The 18592-nt window shown below is 37.7% G+C and carries 19 protein-coding genes, 1 pseudogene and 1 riboswitch; of the genes and pseudogenes, 6 read left to right on the top strand and 14 right to left on the bottom strand.

What is annotated here, in order from left to right; all coding sequences use genetic code 11:
- Positions 1-57: 57 nt before the first annotated feature.
- From FY049_RS03495 to rpoD, 6 genes are all read right to left on the bottom strand, one after another.
- On the bottom strand, positions 58-1470 hold the full coding sequence (locus FY049_RS03495) for an APC family permease (RefSeq protein WP_004722537.1): 1413 nt from the start codon (positions 1468-1470) through the stop codon (positions 58-60).
- A gap of 333 nt (positions 1471-1803) precedes the next feature.
- A complete protein-coding gene (locus tag FY049_RS03490; protein ID WP_335955154.1) occupies positions 1804-2988 on the bottom strand; it encodes an iron-containing alcohol dehydrogenase in 1185 nt (394 codons plus the stop codon).
- A gap of 3 nt (positions 2989-2991) precedes the next feature.
- Positions 2992-3525 carry a hypothetical protein gene (locus tag FY049_RS03485; RefSeq protein WP_004722534.1) on the bottom strand — a complete coding sequence of 178 codons (534 nt, stop codon included), beginning with the start codon at positions 3523-3525 and terminating at the stop codon, positions 2992-2994.
- 79 nt (positions 3526-3604) lie between these two features.
- Entirely contained in the window at positions 3605-4294 is a 690-nt protein-coding gene (gene lipB / locus FY049_RS03480; RefSeq protein ID WP_224964922.1) for a lipoyl(octanoyl) transferase LipB, read from the bottom strand.
- 171 nt (positions 4295-4465) lie between these two features.
- Positions 4466-4753 carry a YbeD family protein gene (locus FY049_RS03475; RefSeq protein ID WP_446083196.1) on the bottom strand — a complete coding sequence of 96 codons (288 nt, stop codon included), beginning with the start codon at positions 4751-4753 and terminating at the stop codon, positions 4466-4468.
- Between the two features lie 127 nt (positions 4754-4880).
- Entirely contained in the window at positions 4881-6824 is a 1944-nt protein-coding gene (rpoD, locus tag FY049_RS03470; RefSeq protein WP_259191535.1) for an RNA polymerase sigma factor RpoD, read from the bottom strand.
- Positions 6825-7155: 331 nt separating this feature from the next.
- Between rpoD and FY049_RS03465 the strand changes: the two genes are divergently transcribed.
- Positions 7156-7362 carry a PA3496 family putative envelope integrity protein gene (locus FY049_RS03465; RefSeq protein WP_004722524.1) on the top strand — a complete coding sequence of 69 codons (207 nt, stop codon included), beginning with the start codon at positions 7156-7158 and terminating at the stop codon, positions 7360-7362.
- Positions 7363-7428: 66 nt separating this feature from the next.
- Entirely contained in the window at positions 7429-7953 is a 525-nt protein-coding gene (locus FY049_RS03460) for a YecA/YgfB family protein (protein WP_004722523.1), read from the top strand.
- 71 nt (positions 7954-8024) lie between these two features.
- Here the strand turns inward: FY049_RS03460 and FY049_RS03455 are convergent.
- The 3 genes and pseudogenes from FY049_RS03455 to trhO all read right to left on the bottom strand — a co-directional run bounded on the left by FY049_RS03455 (position 8025) and on the right by trhO (position 10930).
- Positions 8025-8628 (bottom strand): annotated as a pseudogene (locus tag FY049_RS03455) (LysE family translocator).
- Positions 8629-9250: 622 nt separating this feature from the next.
- Complete coding sequence (locus FY049_RS03450; protein WP_004722518.1) at positions 9251-9826, bottom strand: DedA family protein; 576 nt, start codon at positions 9824-9826, stop codon at positions 9251-9253.
- A gap of 171 nt (positions 9827-9997) precedes the next feature.
- Entirely contained in the window at positions 9998-10930 is a 933-nt protein-coding gene (gene trhO / locus FY049_RS03445) for an oxygen-dependent tRNA uridine(34) hydroxylase TrhO (protein ID WP_034618212.1), read from the bottom strand.
- A gap of 235 nt (positions 10931-11165) precedes the next feature.
- On the opposite strand from trhO, the gene FY049_RS03440 reads away from it, so the two are divergent.
- Positions 11166-11648: a DUF1289 domain-containing protein gene (locus FY049_RS03440; RefSeq protein ID WP_004722515.1), complete on the top strand. Its 483-nt coding sequence runs from the start codon at positions 11166-11168 to the stop codon at positions 11646-11648.
- A 210-nt stretch (positions 11649-11858) separates the two neighbouring features.
- Here the strand turns inward: FY049_RS03440 and ribB are convergent, their stop codons facing one another.
- On the bottom strand, positions 11859-12518 hold the full coding sequence (gene ribB / locus FY049_RS03435) for a 3,4-dihydroxy-2-butanone-4-phosphate synthase (protein ID WP_004819596.1): 660 nt from the start codon (positions 12516-12518) through the stop codon (positions 11859-11861).
- Positions 12519-12626: 108 nt separating this feature from the next.
- Positions 12627-12784: riboswitch (FMN riboswitch) on the bottom strand.
- A 170-nt stretch (positions 12785-12954) separates the two neighbouring features.
- On the opposite strand from ribB, the gene FY049_RS03430 reads away from it, so the two are divergent.
- The 3 genes from FY049_RS03430 (at position 12955) to FY049_RS03420 (ending at position 16011) form a co-directional block, all read left to right on the top strand.
- Entirely contained in the window at positions 12955-14784 is a 1830-nt protein-coding gene (locus FY049_RS03430; protein WP_446083195.1) for a DUF2157 domain-containing protein, read from the top strand.
- The gene (locus FY049_RS03425) at positions 14781-15392 is read left to right on the top strand and encodes a GDYXXLXY domain-containing protein (protein WP_446083194.1); all 612 of its coding nucleotides are present in this window, start codon (positions 14781-14783) and stop codon (positions 15390-15392) included. The genes FY049_RS03430 and FY049_RS03425 overlap by 4 nt, the downstream gene beginning before the upstream one ends.
- Before the next feature lie 151 nt (positions 15393-15543).
- Positions 15544-16011 (top strand): hypothetical protein, encoded by a 468-nt coding sequence (locus FY049_RS03420; RefSeq protein WP_446083193.1) that lies wholly within the window; start codon positions 15544-15546, stop codon positions 16009-16011.
- A gap of 66 nt (positions 16012-16077) precedes the next feature.
- Here FY049_RS03420 and panD read toward each other — a convergent pair whose 3' ends face one another.
- The 4 genes from panD to FY049_RS03400 form a co-directional block, all read right to left on the bottom strand.
- Complete coding sequence (gene panD, locus FY049_RS03415) at positions 16078-16458, bottom strand: aspartate 1-decarboxylase (protein WP_004722504.1); 381 nt, start codon at positions 16456-16458, stop codon at positions 16078-16080.
- Between the two features lie 153 nt (positions 16459-16611).
- Positions 16612-17190 (bottom strand): aminoacyl-tRNA hydrolase, encoded by a 579-nt coding sequence (gene pth / locus FY049_RS03410; protein WP_004722502.1) that lies wholly within the window; start codon positions 17188-17190, stop codon positions 16612-16614.
- A 20-nt stretch (positions 17191-17210) separates the two neighbouring features.
- Complete coding sequence (rplY, locus tag FY049_RS03405; RefSeq protein WP_004722499.1) at positions 17211-17507, bottom strand: 50S ribosomal protein L25; 297 nt, start codon at positions 17505-17507, stop codon at positions 17211-17213.
- Between the two features lie 97 nt (positions 17508-17604).
- Entirely contained in the window at positions 17605-18558 is a 954-nt protein-coding gene (locus tag FY049_RS03400) for a ribose-phosphate pyrophosphokinase (protein WP_004722497.1), read from the bottom strand.
- Positions 18559-18592 lie beyond the last annotated feature (34 nt).

Genomic DNA, 18592 nt, shown 5'->3' with positions numbered 1-18592 from the left:
AAAATAAGAAAGGCGCATAAAGCGCCTTTCTTATTTGATTACATATGCAATAATCAATTATTCATGTTCATTATGTTGTGGTGCAGGGTAGCGGAAACCACGAGTTTTATAGGCTAAATAGGCAACACCTAATACAGCCCATGCAAGCCCGAGTTTTAATGCCATTTCATCAATTTCTAACCACATCAAGAATACACTGGCAAAACCAAGAGATGGAATCACCACATAATTGATGATTTCTTTCAGTGATTTTGTTCTGCCATCGCGTAAGGCGTAACGTGAAATCACGGAGAAATTCACAAAACTAAATGCAGTTAAAGCACCAAAGCTAATTAAGTTGACAATATGTTCAAGGTCAAGAAAACCTGCTGATAACGCAACAACACCGACAATCAAAATATTATAAGTCGGGGTATGTAATTTTGGACTAATATGACCAAAAATCTTTTTGTTAATGACACCATCACGACCCATTACATACATCAAACGGGATACCCCAGCGTGTGCAGAAATACCAGAAGCCAGTACAGCAATGACTGCAAAATACAACACTAACTTTTTAAATGCGATGCCTGTAATTGCCGTTAGAATGGTTGCATTGCCAAGTGCTTCAAGCATCACAGGTTGAGATTCATCCAGCGGATTAAAGTAAAGATTGGCATTACTTGGGAAAAATAACTGAATAAAATAGGTACTAAAAATAAAGATAATACCCGCGATCAACGCTGTAGAGAAAATTGCTTTTGGTAAGGTTTTTTCAGCATCTTTGGTTTCTTCTGCAAGGGATGATAACGCATCAAACCCTGTGAAAGAGAAACAAAGAATCGTTGCACCACCGATTAACGCACCAATTGCAGTCATTTCACTCCAGAATGGAGCAAGTGACCATAATTCAGCTTTATCTGGGTTTAAGGTGCCATCTGCGTAAATACCCTGAGTTAATAGTAAGTAAACTTCATAAACAAAGTAGAAGATGATCGCAAGTTGCACCACTACAATGGTACTGTTAAATCGAGCAACAAAACGTGAACCAAACAAGTTGATCACAGTCATAATTGCCGTCAGTGCAATGACCCAGATCCAGTTATTCACATCTGGGAATAAGGCTCTTAAGTAAATATCAGCCAAAATGATGTTGACGAGTGGCGATAATAAATAATCTAACCAAGAAGACCAGCCAACCATAAAGCCGACATTCGGGTGAATCGATTTTTGCGCATAGGTATAAGCAGACCCTGACGAAGGGTAGCGCTTGATCATATGACCATAACTGATAGAGGTCAGGAGAATGGCAACAAGCGCAAAAATATAAGAAGTTGGAACATGTCCATGGCTTCCGTCTGACACTAAACCAAAGGTATCAAATAAGGTAAGTGGCTGAATATACGCTAGACCAATAATGATAATATGCCACAGCACAAGATTTTTTTTCAGTTTTGCTGTGGATTGAGTCCCAGAGATATCTGTCAACGGCGTTATCCTCTTAATCGTTGATCAAGGATCAGTCATATTTATAAGGATCGTTTGAGACGAACGATCCCCCCTAAGAATAAAACAAAAGTGCGCCAATCTACTCTAAAAGGTCACATTTGTCAGTAACTTTGTTGGCTTTTTTAGCAGAAAACGTGCCATCTTGATCAAAAAATAAGTGACTGCCCATTCTGCAAGATAAAAGCCCGATGTTTAGATAAACATCAGGCTATTTACTATCGGGGGCTGTCAACATTTCATCTGTAGACTACATCACTGCAAACATAGACTTAGTGCCAATAGCTCCCTCTATATTGTCGCAATTTTAGACAATTACCAAGCTTTTTCTAAGATTGACTTTAAATCTTTAAAGGTTGCTTCTTTCGGATTGAAAATAATTGAGCCGTCATTGAGCGCTTTTTCGGCAACTTCATCCAGCTGTGCTTGAGTAACTTTACCTGTTTCACTCAAGGTACGTGGAAGCTTAGTCAAATGATAGACACGATCACGCATGGTATTTAACGTCTCTATGGCCTTATCCGCACGCTGGTTTGCAGGGGTCTGTGCGTAAATATCAGCACCAGCAAGTGGCAATAATAGATCGGCAATCTTTTCACCATTCACTTCCTTGTTGTATTCCAAAACATAAGGAAGAAAGAGATTCATACATAAGCCATGAGGCAAATGCGCTACTGCACCTAAAGCATGACCAAGAGAATGTACAATACCAACCATCGAGTTAGAAAATGCAATACCAGCCATTGTTGAGGCTTGAGCAAGTTCTAAGCGACCTGTTGCATCACTAGGATGGTCCAGTACATCAAATAAACTTGTACTGATCTTTTTGATGGCAGCAGTTGCATACGCATCGGAAATTGGATTTGCTGCGATACAGGTATAGGCTTCTACAGCATGTGTCATGGCATCCATCGCTGTCATTGCTGTCAGATGTGGTGGCAAAGTTTGGGTCATACGCGGATCGAGAATCGCCGCATGTGGCATTAGGTAATTTGAGGCAAATGCCATTTTCACATTTTTTTGATTGTCTGATACGACCGCAGCCAAGGTCACTTCTGAGCCTGTACCAGACGTGGTAGGAATCACAAAAAATGGTTTAAGTGGGCGAGGGAGGTTGTGTGCACCTGAATACTTAAGTAAATCATCGCCACCCTCAGAGACTAAAATATTGGCTGTTTTAGAGGTATCAATAACCGAGCCACCACCCACAGCAATAATCGCATCACAGTTATTTTCACGATACGCTTGTGCTGCAGCACGAACTGTTTCAAGGCTTGAATCAGGTGGAACATCATCGAAAATAATGCCAATTTCAATATCAGTAGATTCAAATGCAGCTTCAATAGGTGCTAAAAGGTGATTGGCACGCACACCTTTATCGGTGATGATCATTGGGCGTTTAGCGCCTAATGATGCAAGTTCGAAAGGAATATGTTCGAGTGCAGCATGACCAGCGATCACTTTTACAGGACAGAAAAATTCGTAATATGGTTTAGCCATGTGTTAAGCACTCCCTTTTAAATATGATTGGGCAACTTTAAGATAGATATTTGCAGCGCCCGCTAATTTTTCTTTTAAGCTTAATTCTGATGGATATTCTTTTACCGCGAGTTCAGCAACCAGTTTAGGTAAAATTAATGCTTCCATTTTATTCAGACAACGCACTAAACGGATGGCGTGTGCCACATCTCCATCTGCGATCATACGGTCATTTGCAAAAGCTTGAGCTGTACTTTCCTGAAATGAAAAGACTAAAAAAGCATGATGAACATGTTTGAAAATAATCGATAGATCAGGCTTAGCGTCTAAAGATTTAACCAATTCAAGTTGCTTGTTTTGATTGACTCTGGCAATAAATGAAGCGCCGTTTGGAAAAACTTTCATTGATAATGTAAAACCAACAGGGAGTACAGATACTTCATGTTTAATTTCATCATCAACTTGACTCGCCATGACCAAACCTCTGCCAATCACATCCATCATGAGTTTGACATAGGCTTGTTCTAAAGCGGGTTTGATAGATTTACTTGAAATCACTCGTTAGTCCCTTATATAAAATTGTACTTTTGTTTTAGAGTAATTACTCTAATTTGTTTTCAGATAAAAATAAAGCGATTTATTTGTGAATGACTTCATGGTCATTTGATTTTTTGTCGATGACTTCAATATCATTAAAGTAACCACTCTGTTGAAAATACTCAATCACATCTTTTGATAGTTGCTCGTAATCAGGGTAGTTTTTAATCAAATCGCTGACACGGACCATTTCTAAACCTGCATAACCACATGGGTTAATGGTATGGAAGCCATCTAAGTTACAATCAATATTTAATGCTAACCCGTGATAACTACGTCCTCTGCGGATTTTAAAGCCCAGTGAACCAATTTTACGTTCGTTGACATAAACACCTGGTGCATCAGCTTTGGCATAGGCATCGACATCATATTTCTTGAGCAGATTGATCATTAAGTTCTCTGCATAAGTGACCAATGTACGCACATTCCATTTCAAGCGATTTAAATCAAACATGAAATAAATCACCATTTGACCAGGACCATGCCAGGTAACTTGTCCACCACGATCTGATTGAACAACAGGGATATCACTGTGCATTAAAATATGTTCAGGTTTGCCAGCTTGCCCCTGAGTCAGTACGTCAGGATGTTGCAAGATCCAAAGTTGATCTGGAGAGTTTTCATCACGTTGTTCAGTAAAAGATTTCATTTCCTGAAAACGCTCGGCATAAGGTGTTAAGTCTTGATATTGACGAATAATCAGATGTGGTTTTAGAACAGCATCGTTCACAGACAAGTGCCCTTAAAATATAGAAATCGCTTTAATTATAAAGAAATTTAGTTTGGAAAAGTGAAAGCAATTGCTGATCATTTGCAAATAAGCCAGCAGGGCATATTCTCCGATAAAATCAGGGTGCAAAAAAACACGCCATTGTGGCGTGTTTTTTAATTCATTTCAGCATTACAAGGCAGTACGAATATGTTCGCAAGCAGCAAGGTCAGCATACAAGGCATGCACTTGCTCAAGCTCTTCAAAACGTAATTGAGCCGTAATCGAATGATATTTACCAGTACGTGATGGTTGTACAACAAGTGTCGCTTCATTAAATTCAGGGAAATGTTTTACCAAAATTTCAACTACAGCACCACGTAATTCTTCACCCGCATTACCAATCAATTTAATTGGGTAATCCATTGGAAAAACCCAAAGATATTCTTGTAATTCGCGAGATGGAGTGCGGTCTAACATTTTTTCACCTCTAATTTATCAACAATGCCTGCATAAGTGCAGGCATTGTGTTTCTCTTAAATACTTAATGGGGTTACTCGATTGATTTTCAAGTCCCGAAAGTATTCATAGATTGAACAAATTCAACTTAGTCATTTTCAAGGAACGAACGTAAATGTTCTGAACGAGAAGGATGACGAAGTTTACGTAAAGCTTTGGCTTCAATTTGACGAATACGTTCACGTGTTACATCAAACTGTTTACCTACTTCTTCCAAAGTGTGGTCAGTCGGCATGTCGATACCAAAACGCATTTTTAAGACTTTCGCTTCACGTTCAGTTAAATTTTCAAGTACTTCACGTGTTGCTTCTTTTAAGCCTTCTGAAGTCGCAGCATCTACTGGTGAAGTGATGTTACTATCTTCAATGAAATCACCAAGATGAGAATCTTCATCATCACCGATTGGCGTTTCCATAGAAATTGGCTCTTTAGCAATCTTAAGCACCTTACGCACTTTAACTTCGTCCATTTCTAGACGTTCACCTAATTCTTCAGGAGTCGGTTCACGACCCATTTCTTGAAGTAATTGGCGAGATACACGGTTGATCTTGTTAATCGTTTCGATCATATGTACAGGGATACGAATCGTACGTGCTTGGTCCGCGATTGAACGCGTAATCGCCTGACGAATCCACCATGTTGCATAGGTCGAGAACTTATAACCACGACGGTATTCAAACTTGTCTACCGCTTTCATCAAACCAATGTTACCTTCTTGAATTAAATCCAAGAATTGTAAACCACGATTTGTGTATTTTTTCGCAATTGAAATTACCAAACGTAAGTTGGCTTCAACCATTTCTTTCTTGGCACGACGAGCTTTGGCTTCACCAATCGCCATACGTTTAGAAATGTCTTTAATTTCTTTTACGTTTAGATCTAGGTCTTTTTCAATATCAGCAATCTTTTGTTGGAATGCCAATACATCTGGACGAACTTTTTCTAAATAGCCTTTTAGTTCAGCAGGTGCTTTTGCAATTTGTTCATCTAACCAAGCAGGATTTGATTCTTGACCTGGGAATGATGTACGGAATTGTGTACGATCCATACGACCACGACGAACTGCATAACGCATCACTTCACGTTCAGAGGTACGAATTTGTTCGTGCGTACCACGAATCATTTCTGAAATGATGTCAAATAAACGCGGTGTAAATTTAAACATCATAAACACAGTAGCCAGTGCTTCCATTGCCTCAGTACCTTGAGTACTGTTACGGCCATGTTGCGCAATTGCGACTTTTGCACTGTTCCAAACTGCTTCTAGCTCTTCAAAACGCGCTTTCGCAATTTCAGGATCTGGACCAGATTCACCTTCAGAATCGTCATCACTTTCAGACTCTTCTTCTTCGTCTTCATCATCCAGCTTCACTTCTTTAGTTGGTTTTGCAGAAGTATCTTCTTCTTCAACGATAACTTCAGCTTCGTCTTCTAAAACTTCTGGAATCACTTCGTCAGATTCAGGATCTAAATAGCCTGATAAAATATCGGCAAGGCGACGTTCGCCAGTTTCATAATCTTTATATTCTTGTAAAACAACTTCTACAGCATTTGGCCAGTAAGCAATTGAATGTAAAACGTCACGAATACCTTCTTCAATACGTTTGGCAATACTAATTTCGCCTTCACGTGTTAAAAGTTCAACGGTACCCATTTCACGCATATACATACGTACTGGGTCAGTGGTACGACCTGGCTCATTTTCTACAGAGGCAAGTACTGCAGCAGCTTCTTCTTCTGCAACTTCATCGCCAGCTTCGCTATTCCCTTCGAACATTGCATCGTCAGTTTCAGGTGCACGTTCATGAACTGGAATACCAACGTCTTGAAGCATTTGGATAATGTCTTCAATCTGTTCGCTTTCGGTGATCGAGTCTGGGAGATGATCGTTAACCTCAGCGTAGGTTAAGTAACCTTGTTCTTTGCCTCGGCTAATAAGAGCCGCTACTTGGGAAGTAGGGGAATGCATTTCGCTCATCTTTACTCTCTTCTCGTTGAATCTGTGGCAATGAAAAACCGTGCGTAATCGCACAATCTGTTAAAATATATCTTTGAATAGCTCGCATATTCCATCGGAAGAAATCAGCATAAAACTGTCCGATAAAATATTCAGAATTTAAATTCAATCAAATAGGTGGGGGTGAAATTGTTATTTTCAAGATCATCCCGTGCGATTTCTATTCAGAAAATGTCATAAAATAGTAAGACGCAGGGTGGATTATATCATTACATAAAATAGGGCTCGAAAAAAGCCCAAATTCGCATTTAAATGTAAAAAAAACGGAAAAAACTTGACAAGTTTTCTGAAGACAGATAAATAGCGCCTAGACCCATTCACTTTTTTTCATTATGAGGTAGTTTTAGTGTCTTCTACAGATTTTGAACTAGATGATAACTACGGTGATGATGATGTTAGTTTCGATGAGTCATCAAGCAAAATTAGCGCCAAAGAATCTTTAGAAAAGCGACGTTTGATCGATGATTTACTTGCTCAACGTCGTTTAGAAAAAGATTTAAAAGATTTTGATTATGACATTGATGATGACGATGATTTTGATGACGAAGATTAAAAATTCATTGGGCATGGCGTGGGAAAATGCTATGCTTAAATCTGATACAAATTTACTGGAAACAAAATGAGTGCTTTAGATTTAGACCTACTGAGTGATTATCTAGATGGTGACCAAAATGAATTTGGTCTAGATTTCGCAGCGACTCATGGTTTCTTATGCGCAATTGCGGTTGGTCCTACTTTTGATAAATGGCTTGATGAGCTATTTGATAATAATCAAAAGAAAGTTCCAGCAGAAATCATTGTACAAATCAAAGCATGGCTTGAAGCGATTCGTCAAAACTTAGCCAATGAAGAAGGAATTACATTTCCTTTTGAAATTGAAGAAGCTGATGTTGAATCAAGCTTAGGCGACTGGAGTGTTGGCTTTGTCGATGCAATGTTCCTGAATGAAGAAGCTTGGTTTGCACCAGAATATGAAGATCAAGTTGTTGATCTCACACTACCAATGATGGTGTTCAGTGGTATTGATGATGAAGATCCTCAAATGGAATCTTTCCGCCGCAACGGCCAGTTAATGGACGAGATTGCTGAAGAAATTCCTGAAAATCTAAATGAAATTTATTTGATGTACCACACACCAAATTAATTTGCGCGTATAAAAAAAGCATGCTCACTGAAAAGTGGCATGCTTTTTTTGTTGGTGATTTACGCCAATAGTTAAAACCGTGCAAATAATAGGCTACAACCTAAAATAAACAGTAAAAGGCCAATCACACGATTGATCACCATTTGGCGATCTAAAATTTTATTTCGTATGCGGGGATGTGCACAAAATAAGGCAATCAAACCAAACAAAATGACTCAATGAAATAAAGGCACCATAAGCAAAAAGCTGAATGGTCGAATTTCCTGTAGAAGTCATCAGCTGAGCAAATAAACTGATTACAAATAAAGTTGTTTTGGGATTTAGGCTATTGGTTAAAAAACCATGTTTAAACGCTTGCCAGCTACTGATACCAACACCAATTTCATCCAGTTTTATTTTTGCCTGCGTGAATGTTTTATAGCCAAGATAAATTAAATAAGCAGCGCCAATATATTGAATTGTTTGTAAAAGATAGGGCATATGATTTTTTAAAAAACCCAGGCCAAGTAGGCTATAACCCACATGTATCCAAACACCGCAAGCAATACCTAAAGCAGTGCTTAATCCAATATTTCGACCATATAAATAACTGTTTCGTGTCACGATAGCAAAATCAGCGCCAGGACTTATTACTGCCAAGCAGGTGATTAAGATCACAGCAATCATTTCATTCACTCATGTATCCTTTTTTACACAGTTTTAATTATTTTTATATTTTTCATATATTTGTATTGGGTTAAAGCGATAATATTTTGATGAAATGCATGATTTTTTGGAATGTATAGTGCTTGCCGTTGAATTCACTCAAATTTCTCAATCGCTCGGAAGTTTTGCTCACATCGAATGTGTGGTGATTTTTTACGATAGCAGTACTGTATTGATTACGATTGGATGATTTCTATACAGTTATGCTGTTTATATATGGTGATCGTGTTTCAATTGGTCGGCATTGGTGAAACGGGGGAGTATAAGAAAATATAAACAATAGGTTTCTTTTATAAAGCCTGTTAAAACTCATAAATCAACAGATAGTGCCTCTCATCCTAGCTTTTCCTAAGCGAGAAGAAACTATCAGGCTTCATTTCGCATGATCATTTTGATTTATGAACGCTCTAATGTCTTTGTGGTTATTTTGGGAATTCGCTGATTATTTGTCAGACAGCTAATCTTAAGAGCTAATGTTAAGAACACAGAGCTCGGCCAAGCAAACACAAATTTGTCTGCTTGACTCAATCCACACAAATCTCAATGTACAAAAATAGTGAGTTTTAACTGAATGCTGGGTGCACAATAATTTTTAGCGTGCTTTTGATTTTTTATAGAAAAAATAAGCAACTAAAATTAATACAATGACAATGATCACATAGCCAACACGACTAAAAATTTGTTGCATGAGTTCTATATTGTTTCCAAAATAATAACCAACACATGCAAGAAAAGTGGTCCAGATGATTGTCCCTACGCTGCTATACAGCATAAATTTCCAAAAGGGCATATGACTCATGCCTGCAGGGATACTAATCAAAGAACGAACTGCGGGAACCATTCGCCCAAAGAAAACCACGCGATGTCCATATTTTTCAAACCAATCTAAAGCTTTTTTGACATCTTCAGATTTGATAAAAAGGTATTTACCGTAGCGGTCAACCCAATTAAAAATGCTTTGATTTGGGATTTTTCGACCCACCCAATACAACAACGCGGCAGCAAGCAGTGAACCGAAGCTTCCTGCGATAATTACACCCGATAATAATAATTGACCTTTAGATGCAGCAAACCCAGCTGATGGCATAATCACTTCTGAGGGAATCGGCGGGAAAACATTGTCTAAAAACATCAAAAGAGCTATACCGAAGTAACCAAGTTGCTCCATGATCGAAATAATCCAATCAGTCATTTTATATATAAAAATAGGGCGTTATGAACATGGTATGGTTTTCATTTATCAAAATATAGTGAGAATTTGTTGTGTTGTTAAAATATCTAAATAAAAACCGCAGCCAATAAGCTGCGGTTGAGTGAAGCATTTTAAAATTGATTGAGATTAAAGACGTTTGCGTTTTGCAGCAGTAATTTGTGATTGACGCATACGGAAACCTTCTTTTTGTTTCTCAGATGTTTTATCAATACAATATTTGCAAGAAACACCATGTTCATAACTTGGTAAATCAGCTTCTTCAGGAACAAGTGGCCAACCACATGCATGACATTTAATATTTTCGCCTTCTTCCATACCATGCGTCACCGCAGTACGACCATCAAATACGAAACATTCACCTTCCCACATACTTTCATCAGCAGGGGTTTCTTCAAGGTATTTTAAAATACCGCCTTTAAGGTGATACACCTCGTTAAAACCTTCTTGAAGCAGTAGCGATGTTGATTTTTCACAACGAATACCGCCTGTACAGAACATCGCAATTTTCTTATCTTTATGCTGTTCAAGTTCTTTTTTTACGTATTCTGGAAATTCACGAAAGGTTTCTGTTTTAGGATCAATCGCGCCTTTAAAAGTACCCGCTTTATATTCATAATCATTACGTGTATCAATCAAAATCACGTCATCACGTGCAATCAGTTCGTTCCATTGTTTTGGATCAAGATAATGTCCAACAAGATCACGAGGTTTCACCTCTACACCTAAAGTTACGATTTCGTTCTTTAGCTTAATCTTCATTTTACGGAATGGCTTTTCATCACTATGTGATTCTTTATATTCCATACTATTAAAGCCTTCATTCAATAAGAATTGATGAATGACATCAATTGCTTGACGATCGCCAGCAACAGTTCCGTTAATTCCTTCACCTGCAATAATGAGAGTACCGCAAAGATTGATGGTTTTTACCAAGTCTAAAAGACGTTGTTGAAGATCAGCAGGATCTTGAACTTCTTTGAATTGATAAAGTGCTGCAACAACCCAACCAGAGGTCGCTTGCTGTTCTACAGGTGCAAGCTGTTCTACAGTAGCGTTCATGGAGTACTCCAAATATTTAAGATAGAATAAAATTTAAGGCGCATATTTTAGCGTGATTTACATGAATATGCGAGAAAACCCTAGTCTTTGTAGTGTTTTTTTATTCCCTGAAAAAAATATGGGTTTTTATACTAAATATAGTGCTTTAAAATATTTTATATACCATATATAGTATTGCGAAATGATTATTTCGTGCCGAAAAAGTGTGTCACATCGTTGATGTAAGGAGTAAATTTTGAGTAACGAACGTCGGATACCCACCTTAACGCCATGCGCTGGTCGTTGTTCAACGGTATTTGGTGATTCTGTTTGTCGTGGTTGCCGTCGTTTTAATCATGAAGTGATCCAATGGAATACATATGATTCAGCGCAACGTTTAGCCGTTTGGAAGAGGCTGGATGCACAGCTCGATCAAATTTTAATTCCGATGCTGCCTTTTGCCGATTTAAGACATATTGAAGGTTTTATTTTGGGTAAACGTATACGAGTGATGGATTCTGCTTCTAAAGGGCGCAAGTTGTATCATGCATTAAAAATTTGTGAAAAAAATAAACATCTCGCAGAAGAGAGTGGTTTGGGAATTCAAGCGAAACAGGTAAAACCGCTTTGGGATGAGTTTGAACGTCGTGTATTGGCCTTGGCCAATGCAAGTTATGATTTCGCATGGTTACGTGCAGACGGTATTCGTCAAAGTATTTTACATTTGGAAGATGTTTAAACTTATTTCTTCAATGATTTATTATTCATCAGCTTGATATTTTGGCTATTTAATTTTAATCAGTGCCACTTATAAAAAATTAAAACTAAAACTGGCGCTGTTATTTCATGGCACTTTAACCAAGATTACCTAATCAATATTAAAAAGCCAGTCCAAAGATTTGAACTGGCTTTTTTACTCTGTCTAAATGTGATGACTTAAAATATTTTCTTAGACATTGTGTTTTAAACGATACTGAACCAATTCTTCAATGGTAATAAGCGTTAAATGATGCGTTTGAGCATATGCTAAAACTTGAATGCCTGAAGCCATTGTTCCATCAGGGTTGGTCACTTCACATAACACACCAGCGGGTTTTAACCCGGCTAAACGTGCCAAATCAATAGAACCTTCTGTATGTCCACGACGGGTTAATACACCACCATTACGACCACGCAATGGAAAAACATGACCAGGGCGATTCAAATCGCTTGCGACAGCACCTGTTTTAATTGCAGCATGAATAGTAGTGGTACGGTCTTTTGCAGAAACGCCTGTTGTTACACCTTGTGCTGCTTCAATGGTAATGGTAAAAGCCGTTTTAAATTGACTTGAATTGTCCTGAACCATCGGTGGGAGTTCAAGGTGATCTGCTAGATCATCGGTAATGGTTAAGCAGACAATACCTGAACCATCACGAATCATACGTGCCATGGTTTCAACATTGAGGGTTTCTGCTGCAACAATTAAATCTGCTTCATTTTCACGATCAAAATCGTCCATGACCAAAACAGGTTTGCCTTGGCGCATATCTTCGATTGCTTGTTCGATACGTTGGTCTGCAGGGGATAGTGCAGAAAAGAAAATTTCGGGTTGAATTAAACTAGACATTGAAACGCTCTCGTAAAGTTAAAATACGGTTGAACATTTCAGGACATTTGAAATAGTGGCGTTACAAAACCTTTTCCAATAGCGAATATTGAAATTTTTAAGCTGTGACGTCGTCTTCTTTCATCCGGACTATACCGTCGGCTTTGGCATTTCACCAAATCTGCGAATCACGATTAAGCGTGATAAGCTCGTGGGCTGTTGGCTCAGGATTGAAAATCCGTCCAATTTACCACCGGTGGGGAATTACACCCCGCCCTGAAGCGATGTGCATTTATTATAGACACTTTTTTACTAAATGGATGCTTTTTTTTAGAATGATCAGTACTATAGATAGAACAATAGTTGCTATAGAAAATAATTAAACTTATACATTTAAAAGAATATTTGTGGTCATAGTGATCAACAAATAGCAAAGCATAAAATAAGGAGACTCAGCTTGATCACGATTCAGCAAGATGTCTATTCATGGCGTAATGATGATTTTGTTAAACACTTACAGGTTTTGGGATTTGCTCTAATTGCAGTCAGTATTTTATATTTGACCGCTGCAAATTGGTTTATGTTGCCTCAGTCTTTTCAATTGGCAATTCCACAAATATTCTTGTTACTCAGTGCTGTAGCCAGTATTTTTTTAGTTCAGCATGATTATTTAGCCCAGTGTTTGCATACAATAAGTGGCTTGATGATTGGTTTAAGTTTGGCTGTCATTGGTCAAATTTATCAAATAGGGGCAGATAGTTATTTACTATTTTTAATCTGGTCTATTTTATTACTGCCGTGGTTGTATCGTCCAAATATTGGTGTTTTTACATTGCTCTGTATTGTCAGCCAACTCACCTTATTTTTGTTTTTTAAACAAACATTTTGGGCTGATGAATATCCTGTCACATTTTTATTTAGCTTAAATCTCCTTTCATTATTTCAGTTTTATTTTTGTCTTCGTTGTTATCAAAAGCTGCGTTATCTCTTTGTCTTATGGTTTGGCATTCTTTCAATTTGGCATATGGGGCTATTTTTATATGGTGACAGTAATTTAGCATTCGTAACAGCCATGGTTTTTACATGGATAGACCTTAAGATCGCTTATTTAATATCATCATTTTTTCTACTTTCTGTCGCATTAACTTATTTTTATCGAAAAAGAGATCAGTTATGTAGTGTGCTTTCAGCAGTAGGTTTAGGGATTACGTTTACGCTGGTGATTTTCAAATGGATGAATAGTCTGTTTCGTGAATCCGAAGTGCTCGAATTATTTTCAATTGCACTGGTGGTTTTTGCTTGGTTTGCGCTGATTACTTTTTTATTGATTAAGCTTATCCCTCAAAACAAATTTAACAATATTCCTATCGCAGTGGGTGCATGGATTGCAGGTGTTTTATTGGCATCATTGATGCTGACATTTTGGGGCAATTTTTCCTTGATCATGGGGGCCATTTTTGTGGTATTGGCTGCCTTTATTTTAAGAAGCAAACAAGCTTTATTTTTAAGGCAGTTTGCTTATTGTATATGGGTCGCAGGGCAAAATGCTGTGATTTTCCACACGTTTGAATTAACTGACCAATTCTTTCCAATTTTCTTTATTCAATTTGCCATGCTGTGTCTCAGTTATTTTATTCGCAGCCATTGGTTCTTTATTTTTATCCAACTATTTGCCTTATATTTATCAGGTATTGCGTTGATTTGGGATTTAAACGTTCTGCTTGGATTTAATCGTTTTGTTGAAAACTTTTCATTTCTGCTCTTGCTGAGTTATGGATTTTATCTGGTAATGATTTGGGTGCATCGTATTCAACCCAGTCAATATCAACGCAGTTTAGCATTGGCGAATTTATTGATTATTCTATCATCTTTGGGTTTTTATACACTATTTGGACAATATGAATTAGAGAAAATTAGATACCTTCCTATTCTCAGCTTGGGGCTACCTATTTTGTGGTTGGCTTTGTTTATGGTGTTGAGGATTCGCAATCAATTTAGCTTGATTGCTCAATTGATTTTATTGGCTTTTGCTGCAGTACTGATATTTTATGGTTATTTTGAAATTTTTATTTGTATCGCCATACTTTCATGGGCATTGTCACAGCACGATAAGATTGTCTATGGTTTTGCTTTAGTGACTTTGGCGTTAACCCTATGGTTTATTTACTACGCGTTGAATGTCAGCTTCCTTGTTAAAAGTCTAAGTATGTTTAGCTCAGGATTAATTTTGTTGATACTGACTTGGGTGCTGCATAAATTCCAAGCAAAAGAGGGAGTAAATACATGAAAAAATTCATTCCTCTTTGTCTTGCTTTAATCTGTATTGTTCTTTTTCTAGGCATCATTTTTAAGAATGAACAGCATCTGAAGAATAGTCAGAGTATATATGTCCACTTACAACCTGTTGATCCACGTTCGTTAATACAAGGTGATTATATGGTGCTGAGTTATCAACTTTACTTTGCACCTCAAAAGCTAAATCAGGGCGATCAGAACAATGTAGATCCAAGTGATAGTGATGAAAATCATATCTTTTCAGGGCATTATTTTGATCAAGTGATTGAAAATAAGCCTTCGGTTACGGCTTATGTTGAATTGGATCAACATAAAAAGGTGGCACATACTTATTTTGAAAAGCCTAAAGATGCGCAAACTGTAAAATTGATTTTGAAAAACCCTGATAATCGGCATAGATCACTTTATCCTGCATCCAATAGCTTTTTATTTGCAGAAGGCTTAGCTGAATGTTATCAGCAAGCAACGTATGCTGAGTTTAAGGTGGATCAGCAGGGCAATGCGATTCTTGCATCTTTACGAGGAGAGCATTTACAAGATTTAGAGTGTGAGAATAAACAACGCTGGCGTGATGGATTTCGTTCTGAAAGAACTGAATAATTGAAGTCTAAATTATTCACTATAACGGATACTTGCTAAGGCAACATCGAATAATATGCATGAAATAAGTGCTTTGAATAAATGGTGGATTAAGTCAGTTTGAATTTAGTCTTATTGGTTTTCATAGCCATAATATGTATGGATAGTCGTTGTGAAAAATAACCAGATCAAATTTTCCCATATGATTATTTTTCTAATACTATTTATTTTTGTTTTATCTACATTTTATTCAGGTCGCTTGAATAAGTCATATTCAAATAGTCCAGAAATAATCAATTTTAGAGGAATTAAAAATAAGTATTTTATCCAATATTCTCCAGAATTTATTCCATCATTGATTAGGCCTGGTAACGCATCTGCTTCAATACGGATACATCGAGATAATTTGTCTAGTGAAGAAATGACACGGATACAACAACAACTTGTTTCTGATGGCTGGAGAAGAATAAAGGATGAAGGTAGGTATTTTCAATATTGTTTAAATAAGACACAAATATTAAATATTGGATCTCCTGTCACTTTGAAAAAGAGAAGTGGTGAAATTATTCAGAATGATAAGGTTAACTCATGGATTATTAGTCTGTATTATAATGATAATGGTATAAATAGCTGTTATTGAAAATAATTAAGTGAAATAGACATAAAAAACCCGCATCATTGCGGGTCTTTAATCATCTGTGTGCAATTATGCAACTTGAACAGGGATACAGTTTGCTGTGTGATTTACTGTATTGTCTGGATTTGCATATACAAGACGTGGTTTATGCGCATCTGCTTCAGCATTGGTAAAATCACCAAATGTGGCAATAATCATTAAATCACCAACATCAGCTTGAAGTGCAGCGCCACCATTGACTGAAATGATGCCTGAACCTTCTTCGCCACGAATCGCATAGGTTGTAAAGCGCTTACCATTAGTCACGTTCCACATATGAATTTCTTCATATTCACGGATACCAGCTAAATCCAAAAGAATACCGTCGATTGCACAAGAACCTTCATAATGTAATTCTGCTTGTGTAACAACACAACGATGGATTTTTGCTTTTAATAAACGAGATAGCATGATTTGCGTCTCCAGAGTAGCCCTTACAATTGTTATCTTGTGTTGAATCAACAATTTTCAATGGGGGGATGCATTTGAAAGCGCATTTTGCTCTTAAAAATGAATCATGGCAAGAAAAATTGTTGAACAAAGAACATAAAATTTAGGTTGAAATTATGCTTTATAAGCATTGATTTGATTCATTGCTTGCTGAATCTCACCATTAACCAATAATTTTGTTTTGCCTAAAGCATGGTGTATTGCATCATCCATTAAAGTCTGTTCACTGCTTGGTGCTTTACCAAGTACATGTCCTGAAACTTTTTCTTTAGCGCCGGGATGACCAATGCCAATACGTAAGCGATGAAAATTAGAACCAATATGAGGAACAATGTCACGTAGACCATTGTGACCACCATGTCCACCGCCAGTTTTTAAACGAATGACGCCCGGATTCATATCCAGTTCATCATGAGCGATGAGAATTTCTTCTGGTTTAATTTGGTAGAATTTTGCAAAGGGAACAACACTTTGACCAGAAAGGTTCATAAATGTTGTGGGCAATAGTAGACGAACATCTTGTCCTTCAATATTACCACGACCACTGATTCCTTTATATTTTGAATCAGTTTTTAATGTAATACCATATTGTTCTGCAAGGCGTTCGACGAACCAAAAGCCTGCATTATGGCGGGTTTGGGCATATTCAGAACCTGGATTACCCAAACCAATAATCAGTGAAAGTTTACTCACTCATTTACACCATTTAACACTTATGCGCGTTTAAAGTCAGCGTGCATTGGAGTGTTTTTAGCTGGGTGACGTTGTAAAGCTTGGATTTTAACGCTTTCAACTTTACCTTCGATGTTAAGATCAATAACTTCTTCAAAGAAAGAGTTATTTTCTAAAGCTTTAACAAGCTCGCGAAGTTCTAAAGTAACCGCTACAGGTTCAGCAGAACCACCATAGATGATTGCTGGAACTTTATTTTGAAGACGAAGGCGGCGGCTCGAACCTTTCCCTTGAACTGCTTCTTCACGTGCTACTGCATTTAATACGAAGTTTGCCATGATGACATTTCCTCATTGAGTGTAATTGACTGAACTTTCGACCAGCCCAGTGATATAAAGCCCTACCAAAGAGTAGGGCTTTGAAAATTTGGCGCTATTATAGATAAGAATCGAACATTGCGCTAATAGATTCTTCGTTGTTAATACGACGAATTGTTTCAGCAACCATACTTGCTACTGAAACTTGGCGAATCTTACCAAGTTTTAATGCTTCATCTGAAAGTGGAATTGTGTCAGTAACAACCAATTCATCAATTACAGATTTGCTTAAATTTTCGAGTGCTTTACCTGAAAGTACAGGATGCGTTGCATAAGCAACCACTTTACGTGCACCAAAAGTTTTTAGTGCATCGGCAGCTTTACACAAAGTACCAGCTGTATCAACCATGTCATCAACAATCACACAGTCACGATCACGTACATCACCAATCAAATGCATCACTTGTGATTCATTGGCTTTTTGACGACGTTTATCAATGATTGCAAGGTCGATATCACCCATTTGTTTTGCAACAGCACGTGCACGAACTACACCACCAACGTCAGGTGAAACCACCATCAAGTTATGATGTTGTTGTTGACGTAAGTCAGCAAGCAAAGCAGGTGTACCGTAGATGTTATCTACAGGAATATCAAAGAAACCTTGGATTTGGTCAGCATGCAAGTCGATCATTACAACACGGTCAATACCCACAGTGGTGAGCATGTCTGCTACAACTTTTGCAGTAATTGGAACACGAGTTGAACGAGGACGACGGTCTTGGCGTGCATAACCGAAGTATGGAATTACAGCAGTAATACGACCAGCACTTGCACGACGCAAAGCATCTGCCATTACTAAGATTTCCATAAGGTTATCATTCGTAGGGGCACAAGTGGGCTGTACGATAAACACGTCTTTACCACGCACATTTTCAGTAATTTCGACAGTGATTTCACCATCAGAAAATTTACCTACAGCAGCAGCTCCCAGAGGGATGTGCAAATGGCTAACGACTTTTTGGGCGAATTGTGGATGCGCAGTTCCACTAAAAACGACAAGATTGGGCATGAAGCACCCTTGGCGGTTGGCAGATTTGAATTAG

Source organism: Acinetobacter sp. 1125_18A (assembly GCF_052824985.1).
This window is presented reverse-complemented; position numbering and strand designations above follow the sequence as displayed.